15 protein-coding genes, 1 tRNA gene and 1 rRNA gene are annotated in these 20133 nt (G+C 37.2%); 7 read left to right on the plus strand and 10 right to left on the minus strand.

The annotated features are described in order from the left end of the window. A 16S ribosomal RNA gene (locus tag J2T59_RS06310) occupies positions 1–77 on the minus strand; the annotation flags it as partial. 719 nt (positions 78–796) lie between these two features. Here J2T59_RS06310 and eif1A point away from each other — a divergent pair. From eif1A to J2T59_RS06330, 4 genes are all read left to right on the plus strand, one after another. Next, complete coding sequence (eif1A, locus tag J2T59_RS06315) at positions 797–1120, plus strand: translation initiation factor eIF-1A (protein ID WP_259135119.1); 324 nt, start codon at positions 797–799, stop codon at positions 1118–1120. Between the two features lie 3 nt (positions 1121–1123). Continuing rightward, positions 1124–1909 carry a serine protein kinase RIO gene (locus J2T59_RS06320; RefSeq protein WP_259135023.1) on the plus strand — a complete coding sequence of 262 codons (786 nt, stop codon included), beginning with the start codon at positions 1124–1126 and terminating at the stop codon, positions 1907–1909. 66 nt (positions 1910–1975) lie between these two features. Next, positions 1976–2512 carry a 16S rRNA 3'-interacting factor aDim2p gene (locus J2T59_RS06325; protein WP_259135025.1) on the plus strand — a complete coding sequence of 179 codons (537 nt, stop codon included), beginning with the start codon at positions 1976–1978 and terminating at the stop codon, positions 2510–2512. A gap of 304 nt (positions 2513–2816) precedes the next feature. Continuing rightward, positions 2817–3512 (plus strand): DUF1614 domain-containing protein, encoded by a 696-nt coding sequence (locus tag J2T59_RS06330; protein ID WP_259135026.1) that lies wholly within the window; start codon positions 2817–2819, stop codon positions 3510–3512. A gap of 56 nt (positions 3513–3568) precedes the next feature. Here the strand turns inward: J2T59_RS06330 and J2T59_RS06335 are convergent, their stop codons facing one another. The 9 genes from J2T59_RS06335 to J2T59_RS06375 all read right to left on the minus strand — a co-directional run bounded on the left by J2T59_RS06335 (position 3569) and on the right by J2T59_RS06375 (position 16394). After that, the gene (locus J2T59_RS06335) at positions 3569–4471 is read right to left on the minus strand and encodes an RAD55 family ATPase (protein ID WP_259135028.1); all 903 of its coding nucleotides are present in this window, start codon (positions 4469–4471) and stop codon (positions 3569–3571) included. Positions 4472–4537: 66 nt separating this feature from the next. Further along, entirely contained in the window at positions 4538–5902 is a 1365-nt protein-coding gene (locus tag J2T59_RS06340) for a dihydroorotase (RefSeq protein ID WP_259135030.1), read from the minus strand. 20 nt (positions 5903–5922) lie between these two features. Beyond that, the gene (locus tag J2T59_RS06345) at positions 5923–8640 is read right to left on the minus strand and encodes a DNA-directed DNA polymerase (RefSeq protein WP_259135033.1); all 2718 of its coding nucleotides are present in this window, start codon (positions 8638–8640) and stop codon (positions 5923–5925) included. Between the two features lie 62 nt (positions 8641–8702). Next, complete coding sequence (locus J2T59_RS06350; RefSeq protein WP_259135034.1) at positions 8703–11153, minus strand: heavy metal translocating P-type ATPase; 2451 nt, start codon at positions 11151–11153, stop codon at positions 8703–8705. 125 nt (positions 11154–11278) lie between these two features. Next, positions 11279–11884, minus strand: coding sequence for a hypothetical protein (locus tag J2T59_RS06355; RefSeq protein WP_259135035.1), 606 nt, complete (start codon positions 11882–11884; stop codon positions 11279–11281). A 160-nt stretch (positions 11885–12044) separates the two neighbouring features. Further along, positions 12045–12554: a flavodoxin family protein gene (locus J2T59_RS06360; RefSeq protein WP_259135036.1), complete on the minus strand. Its 510-nt coding sequence runs from the start codon at positions 12552–12554 to the stop codon at positions 12045–12047. A 200-nt stretch (positions 12555–12754) separates the two neighbouring features. Continuing rightward, positions 12755–13564 (minus strand): FKBP-type peptidyl-prolyl cis-trans isomerase, encoded by an 810-nt coding sequence (locus tag J2T59_RS06365; RefSeq protein ID WP_259135037.1) that lies wholly within the window; start codon positions 13562–13564, stop codon positions 12755–12757. Between the two features lie 543 nt (positions 13565–14107). Beyond that, entirely contained in the window at positions 14108–15601 is a 1494-nt protein-coding gene (locus J2T59_RS06370) for a right-handed parallel beta-helix repeat-containing protein (RefSeq protein ID WP_259135038.1), read from the minus strand. Between the two features lie 682 nt (positions 15602–16283). Further along, positions 16284–16394 (minus strand) — tRNA-Met (locus tag J2T59_RS06375). 310 nt (positions 16395–16704) lie between these two features. Between J2T59_RS06375 and J2T59_RS06380 the strand changes: the two genes are divergently transcribed. Genes J2T59_RS06380 through J2T59_RS06390 form a run of 3 tightly spaced genes read left to right on the plus strand, consistent with a single transcriptional unit; the run spans position 16705 to position 20131 of the window. Continuing rightward, positions 16705–17088 carry a molybdopterin dinucleotide binding domain-containing protein gene (locus J2T59_RS06380; RefSeq protein ID WP_259135039.1) on the plus strand — a complete coding sequence of 128 codons (384 nt, stop codon included), beginning with the start codon at positions 16705–16707 and terminating at the stop codon, positions 17086–17088. Positions 17089–17103: 15 nt separating this feature from the next. Further along, complete coding sequence (locus tag J2T59_RS06385) at positions 17104–18408, plus strand: formylmethanofuran dehydrogenase subunit B (protein ID WP_259135040.1); 1305 nt, start codon at positions 17104–17106, stop codon at positions 18406–18408. 1 nt (position 18409) lies between these two features. Continuing rightward, a complete protein-coding gene (locus tag J2T59_RS06390; RefSeq protein ID WP_259135042.1) occupies positions 18410–20131 on the plus strand; it encodes a formylmethanofuran dehydrogenase subunit A in 1722 nt (573 codons plus the stop codon). The last annotated feature ends 2 nt before the right edge of the window (positions 20132–20133 follow it).

The raw sequence follows: 20133 nt of genomic DNA on the forward strand, positions 1-20133 counted from the left end.
TGTTCACGAAGAACATTTGACTCGCATGGCTTAGTCGAACACCGATAGCAGTGATCTCTGGCAGGATCAACCAGAATTATTTGCACACCTTTTTTGCTTTGGTTTGTATTTGGTTTGAATTGGTGGGAGAACTCAATCACTTTGTTGAGTTCAATGCACAATTCAGTCAATCTTGGTTTAGTGTATTTTATTATACATTACCTGACTGATAGTTTAGTACACATTCATGTTTTAGTATTATTCGTTATGCCATTTCTGTTCTCATGCCTTTAATTTAAGGCTTAGAACAGTAAATGTCATTGAATAATATACAACTATCAGCCGAAATTAACTGAACTGCCAGATCTAGCGTCAGGCAAGAAATAACTCCTGCCTCCATATAAGATGAATATTAGGATAGTATGATATTGTATTCAAGCAATATCTCCGTGTTTTTCACGGGAAATGCCATATGTATTCATATCGCATATAACTATTATCCTATTGTTGTTCAACAAAATCATATTCTGTTGAACATATAATGCACGACTTGCGTGCAGGACTCTCTACATATTCATGCTGATATAAATAGTTTCTTATTATTTTGCCAACACATATCATTATAGCTAGAATTTTATTTCATGCCATATGGAGTTAGAGATAATTCACTTTTGTACGATAGTTCTCTTATCTAACAGAACAGTAAATTGATATCATCGCAACATTTAACTTTTTATATGTAATATATTGTAATAAGTTATATCCCACAGGTGATTTTATATCAAATTATCAATAAATAGTCATAAGAGGTATTAATCTGGATCACAAGAACAATAAAAAGAACAGTACTGGAGATGAACCCCAGGTAACTCGTGTAAGAATCCCTAAAAAAAGCGAAAATGAGGTACTTGCAATAGTCGAAACTTTACTTGGTGCTAATAGACTCAAACTAAGATGTTTGGACGGTGTTGTCAGGATGGGTCGAATCCCGGGATCTATGAAAAAAAGAACATGGATCCGCGAGGGAGATATTGTTATTGCAGTACCATGGAATTTCCAGGACAGTAAAGCAGATGTCATTTGGAAATATACCAGACCACAAGTAGACTGGCTTGAAAGAAAAGGGTTCTTGAAAGGATAAAGCATGAAAAAACGATTTGACAAAAAAGTTGAAGCTATTGATAGTAAAGTCGATAAGTATCGAATCAAGTTCAAAGATGATAATGCCCGTAAGGTAAAAGAGGATGTTTTTGACGAGTATACACTTAAAACATTATACAAACTATCAAAATTAAATATAATCCAAGCTATGGGCGGTATTGTCAGTAGAGGAAAAGAAGCTAATGTATTCCTTGCTGATGGTGCTGATCAAACAGAAATTGCAGTGAAAATTTACAGGATAACCACTAGTTCCTTCAATTCGATGGAAGAATATATTGTAGGTGACCCTAGGTTCAAGAACGTTGGACAAAAAAAACATGAGATAGTCTTTGCTTGGACCAAAAAGGAATATCGTAACTTAAAACGTGCACATGAAGCAGGTGTTAGGGTTCCTGTCCCAATAACAAGCAATAGAAACGTATTGATAATGGAATATCTTGGTAAAGATGGTGTACCCTACCCTTTATTAAAAGATATTCGACTAGCTGATACAGAAGCTGCAACCATTTGTGACAAACTGATCGATTATATCAACAAATTATATACAGACGCAAGACTAGTACATGCTGATCTAAGCGAATACAATATAATGGTTGAGCCAAATAGTAGAGAACCGATCATAATTGACATGGGTCAATCTACAACTTTAGAGCATCCACGTGCTAATGAGTTTCTTTTGAGAGATATTAGAAACATAACAAAGTTTTTCACTCGGTTTGGTATTGAGAATGATCCAGATAAATTGTATAACTTCATAAAATCACCATGATTGAGCTTAAATTCAATTAAATTAACGTATAATACCCATTAAAGTTATTACCACAGGAGAAATTAAATGACGCACATAAAAATTCCACAGGACCGAATAGGTGTTCTCATAGGACCCGATGGAAACACTAAAAAAACAATCGAAGAAATGAGTGAATCAGAACTTCGCGTTGATAGTGAAAGTGGAATGATAGAAATTATTCCAGGAGAAGATCCTGTTAAATCCATGCGAGCTGCGGACGTAGTTCATGCAATTGCTCGGGGTTTCAATCCCGAAAAAGTATTTGAGATGTTCGATGACGAAATGATGATCTTTGATTTTATTGATATATCTCAAAACACAGGGTCACAAAAAGAGATGAAACGTCTTAAGGGTAGGATTATAGGTAAAGATGGAAAAGCACGTATAACTATAGAAAACTTGACTGGTGTTAAGGTTTCAGTTTATGGTAAAACCGTGAGCATGATAGGGTACCCTGAACAGATACAGATTGCTAGAGCCGCTTTTGAAATGTTGATCAAAGGTGTAGATCACGGATCAGTCTTCAGTTTCTTAGATAAGAAAAGACCAGAGATCCAACACCTTGAAGCAGGTTTTAGGTGAACTACTCCTGAGCTAAAGACTCAGGTGCTTCCTTCGACCGATTCCTTGAGGAATCTGATATCACAGTTCATACCCAACTGGAAAGGCAACGAACTATGGGAACCCTTTAAGAAGACCCCTATCCCATGGGAGTCCAGTTTTAATTCCTTTTGGCTTGGTTCTCGCCATCGGTTAATTAAATACATATTGAGACTTATTTATAATATAGTTGACGCTTACATCCACTATGCTAAAGACATAGTGGTTTTACGCTTTAACTATAAATCAATCTATAATATAAATCACATGGAATTAACGTGGAATAATGATGCGAGATTATACTTTAGAATACAAAAAGCGTGAAATCAGTATATTTATTGCAACTCTAATCCCACTTGCAGTTTTAGCATACCACAGCAATATTGAATTGGGTTCACTCGGTCCATTTTCCTTAATAGCTATTTTAGTACTGGTTTTAATACTGGCCAATTATGAGATTCCCATTTATAAAACGCGTACTATAAAGCCAGAACATTTAATGAAAAACGCACTGTTATTAGAGAAAATCTATGGAGTTCCTGTACTAAAAGAACTTGAAATTGGGACAAAAAGAACTTTTGATACAACTGTTTCCCTAAACTTGGGAGGATGTATACTACCTTTGATCACATTGATATATGTTCTAGTGTCCCATCACAATACTGCCATTCTGCTTATAACCTCACTTATGATAATTGCAGTATTTCTAGGAAGCGAAATGGTTGACGGTATTGGGATTGTTATTCCTAACTATATATCACTTTTAGCTATCCCACTTGCGTTATTGGTTGCTCCTAGCTCAGCTGCGGAAGCAGTTTATATTGCAAGTGTTTCAGGGATCTTAGTAGGAACTTTGATCTCAGCTGCTACATTCAATCGAGAGAAGAAAGGAAGTGCTTATCTCAGCATCGGTGGTGCCGGTAGTTTCATTCCAATATATGTGACATTTTTGATTTCAGTAATTTTAGCTTTCTTTATGTAATTGTAATAGGATAAGAATCAATTAAAAAAAATAATCTATTTTTCTATCACTATATATTAAGAACTCTCTAATTTAATATCATCCTCTTCAATTTTGGGAGGAATTGATATCCTAGGATACTTTGATGTAGTTACTGCCTTATATCTAGCAATCCCGTTATCTGTAAACTTGAAAGGTTGGAGTGATGAATCTATCTTAGTAGCCCTCATTTTCTGAACAGCTATTACAGGCATTGGAGTATTATCGATCTCATTAGTAGGCACTGAATCAAGGAAAAATATACCGTCACCTAAAAAATCAAAATTATCAAATTCTTTAACTTCAATACCGTGTTTCTTCTCTGTAATAAAAAATGATGTTATCTTCTTATTCTTAAGTAACCTATGCAATGATCTCCATGACCCTGATGACCTGAACTCATCACCATTGGTTAAAACATTCATTGAATCAAATGCTACTCTTTCTGGATTATAGAACTGTATTATTTCCATCATTTCTTCAGATGTTAATTTTGACATTCCGAATATATCCAAGTAACCATCATCTATATATTCTCCAATATCGCAACCAAACCGCATAAAATGTTGAACCAGTTGTTCAACCCTCTCTTCAAACGAAAAGAATAAACATTTCTCTTGATTACGTGCACCTTCCAACATTGCTTGCATACAAAAAGTAGTTTTACCCGTTCCCGGTGGTCCTGTTACTATCACAAGAAATCCTTTTGGAATCCCGCCTTCAAGAGTATCATCCAAACCTTTAACGCCTGTAGATATCCTCTTAATTGTGCGTTCGATATTACCAGCATCAAACTTTCCTTTAAAACGAGAACTGTCAAGACTTAGTAATGCTTTTTCAAGAACAAGGTTTTTGGCACCTATCTCTTTCTCATAACGCTCTAAAATCCTAATAGCATCTGAACTTAGTGTTGTGTGGATAGGTAACTTGTTTCTTGCCATTACTTTTATGTATCGTATATACCTTATAAATCATTTATGGTTCTATGTCCATAAAATTAGGGTTATTCACGAGTTTATGTCCATAGATGAACCTTTACCGTTCAAAAAATTACCACGTCCTTTCTCACCAGTTACCTCTTCATCAAAAACAATTTCACCTCTAGCTATTGTGATACGTGGAAATACACCTTCCATACCTTCGTATGGAGTCCAACCGGCTTTACTGTGTAAATCATCTGCAGAAATCTTTCTCAATTGTGAGTCTAGTATAATAAGATCTGCATCATAACCTTCACCAAAAATACCTTTACCGTGTTCAACCAGACCAAAACGTTTTGCGGGATTTCTGCTAGTTACATCAACCATTGTTCCAAGTGGTAAAAGATTCTTTTTCACTGCACTCAACATTAATGGCATTAATGTTTCCACACCAGGAACTCCTGAAGGAGCATTCTTAATATCGGAATCTTTTTCGTGTTCAAGGTGTGGAGCATGATCCGAAGCTATCATATCAACAGTACCATCATTAATGGAATTTAGGAGTATTTTTACACTAGATCGATCCCTTAATGGCGGATTCATTTTACCAAAACTTCCTAACCTATCCCAATCCCTTGTTGACAAAAAAAGATGATGTGGGGCTACTTCACAGGTTATGTTATTGAACCCTGCCTGCTGGGACACATATTTCTCTCTTCGAATTAGGCCAAGTCCTTCTTTAGTACTCGTATGACAAAAATGTACTTGTAGGTGATTCTTTTGGACAATATCGAGTGCTTTCTCAATGGCTATAGCTTCACACATATTAGAACGTTCTCTAGAATGAGACATAGGAGTCATGTCATGGATTAAATATTTCTGGTTCTTAAGCCGAACCTCTTCATCCTCGGCATGAATACATGGTATTGCATCCAGTTTATTTATTCCAATCAATGCATTTTCTAAAGTATCCATATCAATTCCAAGCCCAGCAGTTGACTCGGCCATAAATATCTCACCAAATGAGGTTATTCCGGAGTCCCAGAGTTCCGATAGTAAGCTCATATCATGACTTACGCCCCCATTAAGTCCAAAATCAATAATACTTTTCTTTTCAGCTAATTTGAGCTTTGCATTAAATCTTTTTTTGTTGGTTACAGGTGGGAGTGTGTTAGGATGTTCTATAACTGTAGTGATTCCACCTGCTGCAGCAGCACTGGAACCTGTATACCAATCTTCTTTATGGGTCATCCCAGGTTCTCTGAAGTGAACATGTACATCTATCCCTGCAGGTAAAGTTAAAGCTCCGTTTGCATCGATGACCTTATCAACACTGTTCAATCGAATATCCTTACCAATCCGAGCTATCTTGCCATCCTCGATCACAACCTCCCCTGGTTGTAAATAATTATTGTATAACACTTTGGTGTTCTTGATCAATATATCAGCCATTGCAATCAATCCAAATAATATCAGAAATCGAATAATGAACTTTGTGATTTAGTTCCTAGGCCATTTGAACTTGTTCCTGAACTATCTTTTTTCTTATTCAGTTTTCCTTCCTTTTCTCGTTCACTGGCAGGTGAGAATTCGAAAAGACCTTTTTGCTTAGAATCATAGTCAAGTGAAGTATTATCTACACCAAAAACCTCGAGTATACGTTTTACTGGTGGTAATATCTGTTTCTTGATATAATAATCTACATCAATGGGAATATTATTTTGTCGGACATGTTCTGGATCCTCTGCACGGTTAACAAAAAGGTCCTTACCCGCAACTATCACAAACGGGATTCTCTCGCCTATAGATGGAGCTATTCCAGTCCTTTTTTTCATTTTCTCAATAACGGTGACATGTGGCTGTTTATTCTTATAACTACCCATACTTTTAGAGTAAAGACGAGTTAATGTAAGATCATCTATTATCTCAGAATCATTTACTACATCGATATTGCGAATCCTATCTACAGTCTCTCTGACATACTCTACTGCCTGATCAACATCTCCTTCTTTCAATATCAATTCTAGGACCGAGTTAAGTGTCCTTGATGTAAGTTCACACCAATCCCTTCTAACCGTTTCCATGCCTTTGACCTTGATACCTTCATCCCAATCCTGTCCAGAGCGTTCAAACATCCATAATGCGTACCGTTTTTTTGCAATGAACAGCGCTCTCTTAGCAGCAGACTCGAACTCCAGTTCCATTGGGTTAGGTAATGACTCGGATACAATAACCGCAATACGATCTCCAATTTGTTCAAGATCATCTAAATTTAAGGCACTGTCGGAGATACATTGGACAAAAACACTATCAGTATCCCCATAAACTACGGACAGTGCAACTTTGGTACCCTCAATTTCATTTCCATCTACCTCACCCTGTAGATAAACAGTACCATCTCTTAAAATAACATATCCAATATCCTTTTCTACGATAGTTCGTGTTTTTAGAATATTATCTCGACCAAAACTAGTAACTGCATTTGCAAGGGATAAACTATAAAGCCGAGCCCTAGTGTAACCAGAATAACCATAAAAACTGTTCAATAATATTTTCAGTGCTTGTTGGGTTGCATCATATACTCTATACTCATCATCATTTTGAGCACTTTTCATAAGTTTTTTGGTCTCAGTCCTCCGGTTCAACAGATTCTCTAAAATAGATGGAACTATTCCCTTGAAAACATCTTCTCTAACAAATTCTCCTCCTGATGGTGGAACTATCGTTTTACCTTCAGGTCGGTATTTATCAACTACAGTAGTGTAACAAAGATTATGTGCCATCATTATTGTAGGATAAAGTGACTTGTAATCGAGAACTACCACATCTTCAAGTAAACCCTTTTTAGGTTCAAGAACCTCCCCACCTTTTAACCCTTCACTTTCCTGATTCCTTTTATAAACAAGTTCGTCATTTGGACGTGGTGGTAGAACATAACCTGACATTTTAAATTCACGCAAGAACAGGTTCTCTACCATGGAAGTTTGACCACCTTCAAGGATCTCCTGGGGTACAGAACCACTTATTTGAGCTAATGCTATATACTTATCCAACAATCTCAGCTTTTTAACCAGTTCGATAGCAAGGTCGGAGTCACGCCGTGCATATTCGACGAATTTAAAGATTTTATCTCCATTATCATGCCAATATTCTTCCATTTGGTCGGGGTTTACATCAATCTTTTCTTTGCCCAAAAGTTCTTTTGAAACTGTTTGAAGATTGTATCTTTTTAGACTGAACTGTTGTCTTATTATAGGTAAAGAATCGAGTACTATCCGACCAGGGATTGAGATGTTGGTCCGGATACCAATTTTACGATAATCCAGTTTTCTACCATCTCGTCCACAGGATGTATCTATATGAGTCCCTTCAGACTCTAATTTTTTTACCCTATCAACAATATAAGGTATATCAAAGTCATTTATGTTATACCCTGTAATGACATCGGGATCATATGTCCTGAGTATCTCAAAGAACCTTTCCAAAACATTAACTTCATTATTAAGAGATTCTATTCCTTCAATACCATCCCCGAAATCCCTACCAACCAAAACCAATGAACTAATTCCACTAAATTCGGGTTGGAATGAAAGGCTTATCATAATAATAGGAGATTTTTCAGGTACTGGCATACCACCATCCAATGGCAAACATTCAATGTCAAACGCAAGATGTTTCAGTTCCGCATTACCTATATGTTCAAGTTCATGTACTTGCTCTGATCGAACTACTTTATCACAATTAAATCCATGTCTTTCAGCTGGATTTACTTGTGCTTGGACCCACTTCATCCCATGGATACCATTATCTATCAAGTACCTATTCCTAAAAAGTATATCAGTTTCATACACGTCCTCAATGCCAGGTAATTCCAAAACATCGTCTCTGATCTCAGGTACGTTCTGAGGATCATGGGTTATTACCTTTAACATCTGAGTTTTAGTTGCTTGATATCCAACGGGTTCAAACTTTTCCACCTGTTCAACTCTTTTAATTTCAGAAAATGTTTCTTGAAGTATTTGAGTTAGTTCGGATAGATTGTTGGTAGATGTGGGTCTCACATAAAAATAAGGTTCGAACCCGGGCACTAAACAGCATACACTAGCACCGTCATCATCTTTTCCAAATAATCTTATAACCGGAGAATTATTTTCTCTGATATAATCTGAATCTAATACCTGGAATTTCATTCACTTATCTAGTGTATTATATGTGTCATATATTTTACCGTACATTAGATACATATACAAACTCATGACTTTAAACCAATGTTCTTTCTTTTCAGTCTTAATGAATTAAGGACTACTGTCAAAGAGCTTATAGCCATAGCTGCAGCACCGATCATTGGATGGAGTAACCCGAAAAAAGCTGCGGGTATCGCTACTGCATTATATATCCAGGCCCAGAAATAATTCTCCTTGATCTTACGAAACGTTGACCTTGACAACTTTATCGCTGATACTACTGAAGTAATATCACCTCTTATCAGAGTAATATCAGCAGACTCGATTGCTATATCCGTCCCAGTTCCAATAGCAATACCAACATTTGCTTGTTTTAGTGCAGGTGCATCATTTATACCGTCACCCACCATAGCAACATTACCATATTGTTCCTGTAATTTTTTAATTTCCTCTACCTTACCACTAGGCAAGACATCTGAAATCACGTAACTGATCCCAACCTTCTCAGCAACAGATTCAGCGGTATTCCTATTATCACCAGTGATCATGGCAGTCCTAATACCCATTTTCTCAATCTCTTCAATCGCCCTAACTGAATCTTCCTTTATTACATCAGCAATTGCAATAATCCCTATTATCTGCGAGCTTTTAACAACTATAACCACGGTTTTACCGGCACTTTCCAGTTCTTCCATGTTAGATTCAAGTTCATCATAACCCAAATCATAAGTCTCTAATATCTTACGGTTACCTACAATAATCTCAGTTTCGTTGATCTTACCTTTCACACCTTTACCTGTGATCGACTCAAATTCCTGAAGATCAAACAATTCAATATTCTCATCTTTTGTTTTATTTATGATAGCAAATGCAAGTGGGTGTTCTGATACGGATTCCAAACTCGCTGCATATGATAACAGTTCAGTATCATTGCTACCCTTAAATGAGATCATATCGGTTACTTGAGGTTCTCCTTTAGTAATAGTACCAGTCTTATCAAATGCAATCAGATTCACATCTTTCATTGTCTGTATGGCTTCCCCGCTTCGAATAAGAATACCGCGCTCTGCCCCCATCCCACTACCTACCATCAGTGCAGTAGGTGTTGCAAGACCAAGCGCACATGGACATGATATTACCAATACAGCTGTAGTTGCGAGTATAGCTAATGTGAATAATGGAACATCAGTATTACTCCATGGAAAACTAAAATATTCAACTATACCAATATGAAACTGGGGGAATAGTAGCCAGGAGACGGAAGCCATTACTGCAATAAAAATTACCGCGGGTACAAAATAACCAGTAACCCTATCAGCAAACTCTTGAATTGGTACCTTTGAACCCTGTGCCTGTTCCACCATTGATATGACCTGTGAGAGAAATGTATCCTTACCAACCTTTGTAACTTTCACTTTCATAGAACCTTGCTGATTAATGGTGGACCCTATAACTTCATCACCTTCCTTCCTTTCAACAGGCATGGATTCACCTGTTGCCATGGATTCATCTACTGTGCTGTATCCAGATACAACTATACCGTCAGTTGGTATTTTTTCACCTGGCTTGATCAGCATAATATCTTCAAGTTGAAGTGATTTTACGGGAACTTCCTTTTCAACACCCTCAACAAGTATTCGAGCTTTCTTAGCCTCAAGAGCAACTAGTTTCTTTATCGCCTGGGATGCCCTTCCTTTTGCTTTCGTTTCAAGGTACCTCCCTACAAGATGAAGTGCCATGATAGTAGCTGCCATTTCCACAAATGTAGTTACTGGGAACCAGAAACCAAGCATACTCAAGAAGTAGGGTACCAGTGATCCCATAGTGATCAAAGTATCCATATTCGCAGAACCGTGCCGTAACGCTTTCCAAGTAGCACGATGTGTATCTGCACCTGCGATGAATACCGATGGTATAGCTAGAATTGCTGTTAAAAAGAAATAACCTGGTATAGGTTCATAAAACATATGAACTGTCATCAATACCATAATTATACTTGCAGAAGATGCTGCGATCCACATTTTTCTAGCAGCTTTATCAAGTTTAGCCTGTTCTGGATCATGTTCATCTTCCACTTCATCATCAAATGAAATACCATAACCCGTATCTTCAACTGTGTCTTTTATGTCATCTAATGTAACAATTGAGGAATCATAGGATATAGTTGCTCTAGATGTTGCAAAATTCACATTAGCTTCATGTACACCTGTAACTGAACCAAGGGAACGTTCCAACCTTTGTGCACATGCAGCACATGTCATATCTTCAATCCTAGCACTAATACTTTTGATTGTATCCCCATTTTGGTCAGCTGAACTCGCTTTATACCCTAGTTCCTCAACTGACTTAATTATAGTATCAACATCTATTTGCTGTGGATCATAGTCTATGAAAGCCTTTTCAGCAGGAAGATTCACAGTAATCGAATTTATACCATTAACCTTTTTCAGCCCTTCTTCTACTCGTCTGGAACACGAAGAACATGTCATTCCATCTATTTTTAAAACAAGTTTTACCATAAATCCACCTGATCTGAAAATAAAGTTTCAACTAGAGGTTTCTGAAAACTCTATATGAATAAAGAGTATTTGTAGATTTGTGTATTGGCATTTAAAATGCCTAATAAAATGAGAAATAGTCTTTTTTAGGGGGTTGTAGCTATCTTCTTTTCCTGTTCTTCACTCATTTTTCTTCTGATCTTTTTTAGGACATAGATCATTGCACGTTCATCTTCTTCGAAAATAGCCCATTTCTTGTCAGCTAACTCCAAAAGTTCATCTTTATGAGCAATCAATTCTTCATCGGTCATTTTTGGATGAACGTTATGCCTTTCCTTGATCCACTCTTCAAATCGCCAGAGACCGCCTTCTTCAATTAAAGGTACCTCGAAAAGCTTAGAACCTATCTGATATAAACAATCTTCACCTTTTTCATTGAACTCACAAGCAATCCCATTATCCGTCCATACCGTTTTCATGTTCTTCTTAGCTTCTTCGATCAAGGGCATTAAGTTAGTTTGTATCCAACCTTTCAAGAGTACAGCATTTACATTATGAGGAAGACTAAACCTTGAGACTATATTATAATATTCCCTAGCAGGTACCGCATATGTATAGTTCATCCTGACAACCCATATTTTCTCGAGTAACCAATCTATCTTTAACCAGATAGGAACTTGTCTTGACATCTTGCCTGGACAGTTCAATTCAATTAAATCTGTGGGTTTCTCATAATTAATCTCAATCTTCAATTTACTACACCTGTACGGACTTTTTTCTAGATTATATTATTCTTTTAGTCGCAATTATTCCCGTTAAACATACCTCGTCCCATAAATAGATTTTGGGTGCAATATATCTTACAGTCTCTTAAAAATTAAAAGAATGAAAGGTATAGCTAAGTTTACCTTTTCATTCAGTCCATGCTTTCTTCTGAGCTACCATATCTTTAGCAAACTCTTCGGCCTTCTCGAGTTTAGATGCGTCAGGTTGACCTTTGCCAGAAGCGCACATTTCAGCAAACGCTTGCATTTGTGGATCATCCGAGTTCTGAAGCATATCCATAACTTTCTGTGCAACCTCACCCTGACAATTAAATGTTCCTACAATGTTAGCGCCCGATGCTAGACCTCTAGCAGTAGAGATCCAATCGGATATTGGGTCAGCTCCTTCAGGTACACCATGTGTCATGAACAGAGCAATATCTTTACCCACAGTTTTATTCTTCAAAAACTCCTGCGCATCCTTTGGAGCATTGAATTGGTTTACGGGGAATCCAATAAATACCAAATCATATTCTTCCAAGCTATTTACCTCAGTTAAAGGTAAGATCTCTTTATCATCACTAACAGCACCATAGATCGATTCTGCAACTTTCTTTGTGTTCCCAGTCTGAGATACATATGTTACTAGCACTTTCATAAACTACTCCTCCATAATTATATTTTGATAATAACCCGTTTTTCACTAAGTATATATTATATACTAGGTAGTTTATGTCAGTTTTGGATGTTTCAACGATATTGACCATAATACTAAATAGTCAATGAAAAAAAGAACTGGTGAATAGAATAAAGTAAAATTTTTTATTCCATTCATGTCAAATATAAGGTTTACTCAATTTACTCAAATACCATTTCAGGGTCCATCTCTGGATCCATTTGTTGAGTTTCGTCCATTTCAGGTTCATCTTCAATTGATACGACCTCAATATCGAAAGTTAGGGTCTTACCGGCCATTGGATGATTTGGATCAAACTCAATATGCGTGTCAGTAACATCTTTTACTGTAAGTTGTTGACCCATTGGTGTAAATACATCTTCTCCAACTTCAGGGACTTCATCAGTTCCCATGAATTCCTGGTATTCCTCAATTGAGAATAGTATCTGTAACTCAAGCTCAACATGAGTGTCAGTGACATCTACCACAGTAAGTCTTTGTCCCATTTGCTCGATTACGTCACCTTCTTGCGGTGCATCTTCGGGGTCAGGGATTTCAGCTTCTTCGTCTGTCATTGCAGCTTGTTGTAATAACTGTTGATACTCTTCAATTGAAACAGGTATGACAAAATCTTCCTGATATTCACCATAAGCATCTTCTGGTTCAAGTGTAACTGATTTTTGTTCACCTTCACTCATTCCCATAAGTGCTTCCTCTAAACCAGGAATTATCTGCTGGGTTCCAACTTGAACTGTTAGTGGTTCATATGGCATATCGGGTACATGTATATCATGTTCCTGTGCCACTTCCTCTCTTGATGTTTCAAACACTGTACCATCTTCATGCATTGCTGTATAGTGGAACGATACTATGTCACCAGATTCTACTGTCCGATCATCTGGAATCAAATCTCCATTATCCATTTCAGCACAGCCACTAAGTAGTACTGCACCTGCTAAGACAATCAAAGATAGCATAATTTTTCGATTCATAGTTGATTAAAATGTGGAGGGGTTCAATAAGTGTTTTGGTAGATTCGATCAAGTTTGAACCTATTCAAGATAATATATCAAAATATCACTTATTTTATGCATTAGAGTGCTTAAACTTATTTTTAATGGCTTATTTTAGACAGAATGAACATACAAAATAAAACACAAATAACTAAAACAACACCAAATAAGAGAAATGAAAGTTGATATAAATAGAGCAACCCTAAAGCTTGTATGTAAGCTCTATCCACCTATTCCCCATGTTATCTCTACTTCGCTGGCGTTGAAGATTAATTTCAATCTTTTCAATATTTTTGGTGGTGAGTTCGTGAAAATGTAATCCTATGTGACCTACATCATTTCAGAAAATGTACCAAATATAGCAACTGGCTAACTATTTTATCTATAACATTAAGGCAAAGTAGCATTTTTTTCATCCTTTACAATAAAAAGAGGTTGATAGTTTCTACTAAATGCAGTTCCTACAGGATTTCAAATGTGTAACAAAAAAATGAAAAAATAGTAACTCATGTTACCATTTAATTATTTCTTTGTTTCTTTTCTCAGAATCATGAACATAGAAATTCCAAGCAGACCAACGATTAAAAGTAATGGATTCATTGTAGGAACTGAGGCAAAACTTGAGCATACACAGAAATCGTTTGGTTTAGGATGAATGTCTGTATCCGGGCATTCTGTAGGTGGACACGCATCTAAAGCTTCTGATTTATATGGATCAAAATCCACATTCTCTGAAACGAAATCTCCTGTACCAAATAATCCTACACCTGATGGCCCTGAGCTGTCACCCCACCAATTGCTGGTAGCATTAACAATTTCATTATTATTGTTCATGTTGACCACTCCATTCACGTTACCATAAATATTGTTTTCATGTGCTGTAGTGTTTTTTACTCCGTAATTATCTCCTCCACTGACAAGTATACCATATTCGTTATTGTAGAAATCATTGAATCTAAGAGTATTATTCGTGGTAGGTCCAAATGAATTGTATCTGTAATCATTGGTGATTCTTATGCCTGCAGTTGAATTATAGATTACATTGCACTCAAATACAATGTTGTGACAAAGATAAACTAAAATTCCGTCACCAGGATTCATACCCATCCCCATTTCCCAGTCAGGACTTGTGCGGTTTTCATTATCAAATATTATATTCCCTTTTACAAGTGATTCACTTTGAGAATCAGCGATCACTGATTTGTCTGCACCTTTATGATTTATCTTGTAAAGTAAAAGACCTGGTCCTTTATTTTTGTAGATCTTATTGTTCTCAATTATGACCTGAGTAATTCCTAGAACATGAGCTTTGGAATAAACTATTATTCCACCAACTTTATGTTCATTTGGTGAAATTGCTCCAGCATTCTCATTTTCATAAACTTCATTACAAGAAATTGTAAGCGTTCCAGTACCAGTGACAGAACCAACATGGACATAAATTCCTCTTTCTACATTATTTGAAACAATATTGTTGAGAATACTGCCATAAGAATAAAATGTAATTCCATCACCATTATTCTCAATAGACTTACTGTTTTGGACTGTTCCGTTTTGATCTTCTCGTACCCTTATACCGTCATTAGAATTGTTATGAGTTACGATATTATCTATTAACACCCCTTGTGTCTTATCAGCGTACACACCACGGTCAGGTGAATGGTGAACCTCAAAGTTCTTTACAGTAACACCTTCCACACCTTTGATCAAAATTCCATGTCCACATGTAAAAGTTGATAGATTTAGTACACTATTAGGTACACCATTACCATCTGTAGCTCCAATCAAGCTTAGGTTGGCCTTACTTTCACCAATAGTTAACTGTTCCACAAAAGTACCTGGACCCACTTCAATAGTATCTTCTGGAGATGCATTATCAATAGCATCCTGAATAGATTCACCTTCTTCCACATATATTGTAGCTGCACCTGCTGCTCCGACCATACCAAAAACAAAAGTCAGCATCAAACAAGCAACAATAAAAACACTAGTTGATTTTTCATTTAAACTTATCACTTTACCCACCCCAATATATTGTAATATAGGATATAATTTTTTACAAAGATAAATATCAACACAATTTTACATATAAAGATGAGAAACTAAGTTATAGGATAATCTCTTATTTGCTCTAAATAAAATAATTCTATTCGTACAATGCATCATTTTGTTCTCTTTTTAGTCCATGATCAAAGGTTTACTAACAAATGAATGTATTTTCTAGAAGTAGCATTATTGAACGTGCTTCAAGCTTTGCTTGTGTTAGTACATTAGCAGTTTTTATCCCAGTTGAGTATTCTGAGTAGATGTTGATATACTCTTTTTTTAATACTCACCTTTTCTATATTCCCTTGACAAAAGCATAAATAATAGCATAATTCATTGAGCTAACTCTATCTCAATACCACATGTTAACCTGATAAACAGTACCAACTCTCTCATATTATTTAATTTTACTATGTCTAAATTCTTTAGAGTTTGATTAAGATTCAGTTGATTCAGTGAATTTAACAGATATATAGTTGACAAACCATCTGCATGCAAAAAAGGATAACAAATATAATGAGAATAAGGTATTAATTGTTGGTTCGATTCTTCTATGATATTATAAGCTGTTAGTTAAGAACTTCTTATAATTGTTAAATCCTCAGAATTAGCAGGTATACAAATATTGATGATTCAATAATATAATATTAGATGCCCGGAGCGTGACTCGAACACGCGACCTCCAGATATCTCAGGAGATTTTGGACGCTCATATTTTATTTCCCTATGAGTCTGGCGCCCCAACCTACTAGGCTATCCGGGCTCTAACAAAAACTCTAAAGGTACATAGATATATTAAAGTATATCGATTGTATGTTCAGTTCGAGTTTAACAAAACTATAAACTATTATTCACTGTTCAATAGTTAACTATATATTACAAATATTAACAAATAGAATGCAAGCGAAATACCTGTCAATATTGTTAATCTGATATGTCGAAGTTATTCCTAGATAATGACTATTATCAGCGATAGACGGGTTTTTATGTATTGAAAATATTCTATTGATACTAATATAATATAGTTAAAACCACATGGCTTATTAGACCTTGAAATTTACAGAGGTAATTCAATGAAATTGGAAACAAAGCTCATTACCGGAAGAACAGCATACCAAGGTTCCTATCTCGAGAATAAGACGAACCCTAAATACTTTGAAGAGTGTGCATGTTGCGAAATGAACCCTGAAGACTTAAATAAACTTGGTGTCTCAGTTGGAGAAAATCTTAACGTGAAAACAGCTTTTGGTGAAGTTGTAGTTAAAGCACGTGAAAATGACGGGAACCCTGAAGGCATTATTTTTATTCCCATGGGCCCCTGGTCTAATGCAATAGTAAATCCTGATACTGGGGGATGCGGGACACCTGGATTTAAGGGTATTCCTGCGGAAGTCGAGAAGACCGATAAAGAACCACTTGATATGATATCATTTATGAGAACGTATTACTACCAGTAAAGGAGTTAAGATAAAATGAACGTAATAACAGATGCCATTTGTCCTTTCTGTGGCTCATTATGTGACGATCTCACAATAAAGGTCGAGAATAATAAGATCACTGATATCCAGCGTGCATGTGTGCTTGGGCACAACAAAATCGCGGGTGTCACCGATCATGCACGTATAGAAGCGCCACTTGTTCGAAAAGATGGTGAATTGGTTGAAACCACATATGAAGATGCGATTGAAAGAGCTGCTGAGATCCTGGTCAATTCAAAACGAGCTTTATCATACGGTTGGTCATCAACTTCATGTGAAGCTGTGAGCAAAGCTATTGAATTAGCTGAAGAAACAGGATCAGTCATAGATTCATGTGCAAATGTATGTCACGGGCCCACTACACTCGCGGTCCATGAGAAAGGGTCACCTGCAGCGTCTCTTGGCCAGGTCAAGAACAGAGCTGACCTTGTGATATTCTGGGGTTGTAATCCTGTACATGCACATCCAAGACACATGAGCAGATATTCAATGTATGCTAAAGGATTCTTTACGAAAAAGGGAAGGAAAGGAAGACATATCGCTGTTGTCGATGTTAGAGAAACCGATACTGCCAAGATTGCTGATACCTACGTCCAAGTTGACCCGGGTTGCGATTTCATGTTACTCCAAGCAATAAGGTCAGCAATCAATGATAATGAAGATGTTATTCCAGAGATTGTAGGTGGTGTTCCAAAAGAGACCATACTAGAACTTGCTACTATGATGAAAGAGGCTAGGTTCAGTTGCGTATTCTATGGTATGGGTACAACTCAAACAAGGTCTAAGTACAAGAACGGTGATGCCGTATCTTCATTATTATATGACCTGAACCAGTACTCAAAATCTGTCATGATACCAATGCGTGGTCACTATAATGTTACTGGCTTTGGACAGGTGTGTAATTGGGAGACTGGGTACCCTAACGCAGTAGATTTCACACGTAAGTTCGCTTATTATAATCCGGGTGAAACCGGTGCTAGTGATACATTATTAAGAGGTGATGTAGATGCAGCTTTAGTTGCAGCTGCTGACCCAGGTTCACATTTTGCACAGGAAGCTGTAAAATGTCTTGCCAAGATACCATTGATCCAAATTGACCCGTACCATAACCCAACAACCGAACTTGCTGATATCGTAATACCTGCAGCCGTTGTGGGAGTTGAGGCTGAAGGTACTGCTTATAGAATGGACAGTATCCCTCTAAGGATGAAGAAATTCATTGATACTGATTTTAAGAGCGATGAACAAATAGTTACGGATATCCTTGAAAAGGTTAGGGAACTTAAAAGAGGTGCTTAAAATGTCAGAACTTATTATTAAAAATGCAGCTGTCTGTGATCCACTTAACGGTATTAACTGTGAAAAGATGGACATTGCAGTAAAAGACGGAAAGATCGTTGAAAGTGTTTCTTCTAATGCAGATACGATCGATGCAAAAGGAAAACTTACAATGGCAGGTGCTATTGACGGTCATACTCATTGTGCAGGTAAGATCAATGTTGGAAGGTTAATGAGTCCACATGATATGAGAATGAATCCAGTTAACGGTCTCTCAGGTCTACAACCAGCAACTTCTGTTACAAGAGCACAAGCAGGATATAATACACCTAATACGTTCGCTTTAGGGTACAGGTACTCCAAGTTGGGGTACACTACACTCTCAGAAGCCGCGATCTCAATGATGGCAGCAAAGCATACACATGAAGAATTCGAATCTATCCCGATCCTAGATAAATGGGGCCTTACACTGTTCGGTAATAACTGGCAAGTAATGAACTATGTGAGGGATGAGGAACCCGAGAAACTTGCCGCATATTTAGCTTGGGGTCTTAGAGCCACACGCGGATTTGGTATCAAGGTAGTGAACCCTGGTGGCGGAGAAGCGTGGGGATGGGGTAAGAACGTTACTTCAATAGATGACGAGGTCCCAGATTTCGATGTAACACCACGCGAAATCTTGGTAGAGTTAGCTAAAGCTAATGAAGACTTGAATCTCCCACACTCAATCCATGTACATTGTAATAATCTTGGAAAGCCAGGTAATTACGAAACCACCTTGGATACCATGAAAATAATGGAGGGTATCAAGGCTGCAAGGGATAGACAAGTATTACATCTAGCACACCTCCAGTTCCATGCATATGCAGGTAATTCTTGGAGAGAGTTCGAATCTGCATCAACACAACTCGCAGATTACATCAATACTAAAGACCATCTCACCTTCGATATGGGTCAAGTTATTTTCGGTCCTGCGATGACAATGACGGCAGACGGTCCACTTGAGTATTCCAATGCAAGAATGTTACATTCTAAATGGAGTAACAAGGACGTGGAGTTAGAGGACGGTGCCGGTGTTGTACCGATCGTATATTCACCAAAGAGTTTCGTGAACTCTGTGCAATGGGCAATCGGACTGGAACTCGCATTACTCGTAGATGATCCGTGGAAAGTGATGTTTACTACAGATAGTCCAAACGGTGGTTCTTTCGTGAATTATCCGGAAGCTTATTCTTTACTAATGAGTGCGAAGAAGAGAGAACAAATCATTGAAACCTTGCCAGAACTGGCGATCGATCGTATGGTCCTACCTGGAATTGATAGAGAGCTCAGTTTCTATGAACTTGCTGTCATGACACGTGCACTCCAATCAAAGATGTTCTCCGTAGATACTATTGGCCATCTTGGTATTGGTGCAAATGCTGATATTGCTATATACGACATTATCCCAGACAAAATTGATGCTGGAATTGAGCACGAAAAAGTTAAGCAGGCCTTATCTGCAACCTCATACACGATCAAGAGCGGGAATTTAGTAGTACAAGACGGCGAGATCGTATCATCACCACGTGGTAAGACCTATTGGGTAAATGCATCTGGTCGTGTACCTAGCGAAATAAATGAGGTTACCTTAAAGGATATACAGAACAATTTCCGTAAATATTACACTGTAGCAATGTCTAACTATGTAGTTGATGACCATTACTTACCAAACCCTATAGAGATCAATACCCAGGAGGCCTGAAA

Source organism: Methanosalsum natronophilum, assembly GCF_024808815.1.
GTDB classification, from domain to species: Archaea; Halobacteriota; Methanosarcinia; order Methanosarcinales; family Methanosarcinaceae; genus Methanosalsum; species Methanosalsum natronophilum.

Excerpts from the sequence above, each read along its gene's own strand:
- J2T59_RS06365 (WP_259135037.1), bottom strand. The coding sequence starts at position 13,564 with ATGAATCGAAAAATTATGCTATCTTTGATTGTCTTAGCAGGTGCAGTA.
- J2T59_RS06390 (WP_259135042.1), top strand. The coding sequence starts at position 18,410 with ATGTCAGAACTTATTATTAAAAATGCAGCTGTCTGTGATCCACTTAAC.
- J2T59_RS06385 (WP_259135040.1), top strand. The coding sequence starts at position 17,104 with ATGAACGTAATAACAGATGCCATTTGTCCTTTCTGTGGCTCATTATGT.
- J2T59_RS06325 (WP_259135025.1), top strand. The coding sequence starts at position 1,976 with ATGACGCACATAAAAATTCCACAGGACCGAATAGGTGTTCTCATAGGA.
- J2T59_RS06360 (WP_259135036.1), bottom strand. The coding sequence starts at position 12,554 with ATGAAAGTGCTAGTAACATATGTATCTCAGACTGGGAACACAAAGAAA.
- J2T59_RS06345 (WP_259135033.1), bottom strand. The coding sequence starts at position 8,640 with ATGAAATTCCAGGTATTAGATTCAGATTATATCAGAGAAAATAATTCT.
- J2T59_RS06320 (WP_259135023.1), top strand. The coding sequence starts at position 1,124 with ATGAAAAAACGATTTGACAAAAAAGTTGAAGCTATTGATAGTAAAGTC.
- J2T59_RS06330 (WP_259135026.1), top strand. The coding sequence starts at position 2,817 with ATGATGCGAGATTATACTTTAGAATACAAAAAGCGTGAAATCAGTATA.
- J2T59_RS06380 (WP_259135039.1), top strand. The coding sequence starts at position 16,705 with ATGAAATTGGAAACAAAGCTCATTACCGGAAGAACAGCATACCAAGGT.
- J2T59_RS06335 (WP_259135028.1), bottom strand. The coding sequence starts at position 4,471 with ATGGCAAGAAACAAGTTACCTATCCACACAACACTAAGTTCAGATGCT.
- J2T59_RS06340 (WP_259135030.1), bottom strand. The coding sequence starts at position 5,902 with ATGGCTGATATATTGATCAAGAACACCAAAGTGTTATACAATAATTAT.
- J2T59_RS06350 (WP_259135034.1), bottom strand. The coding sequence starts at position 11,153 with ATGGTAAAACTTGTTTTAAAAATAGATGGAATGACATGTTCTTCGTGT.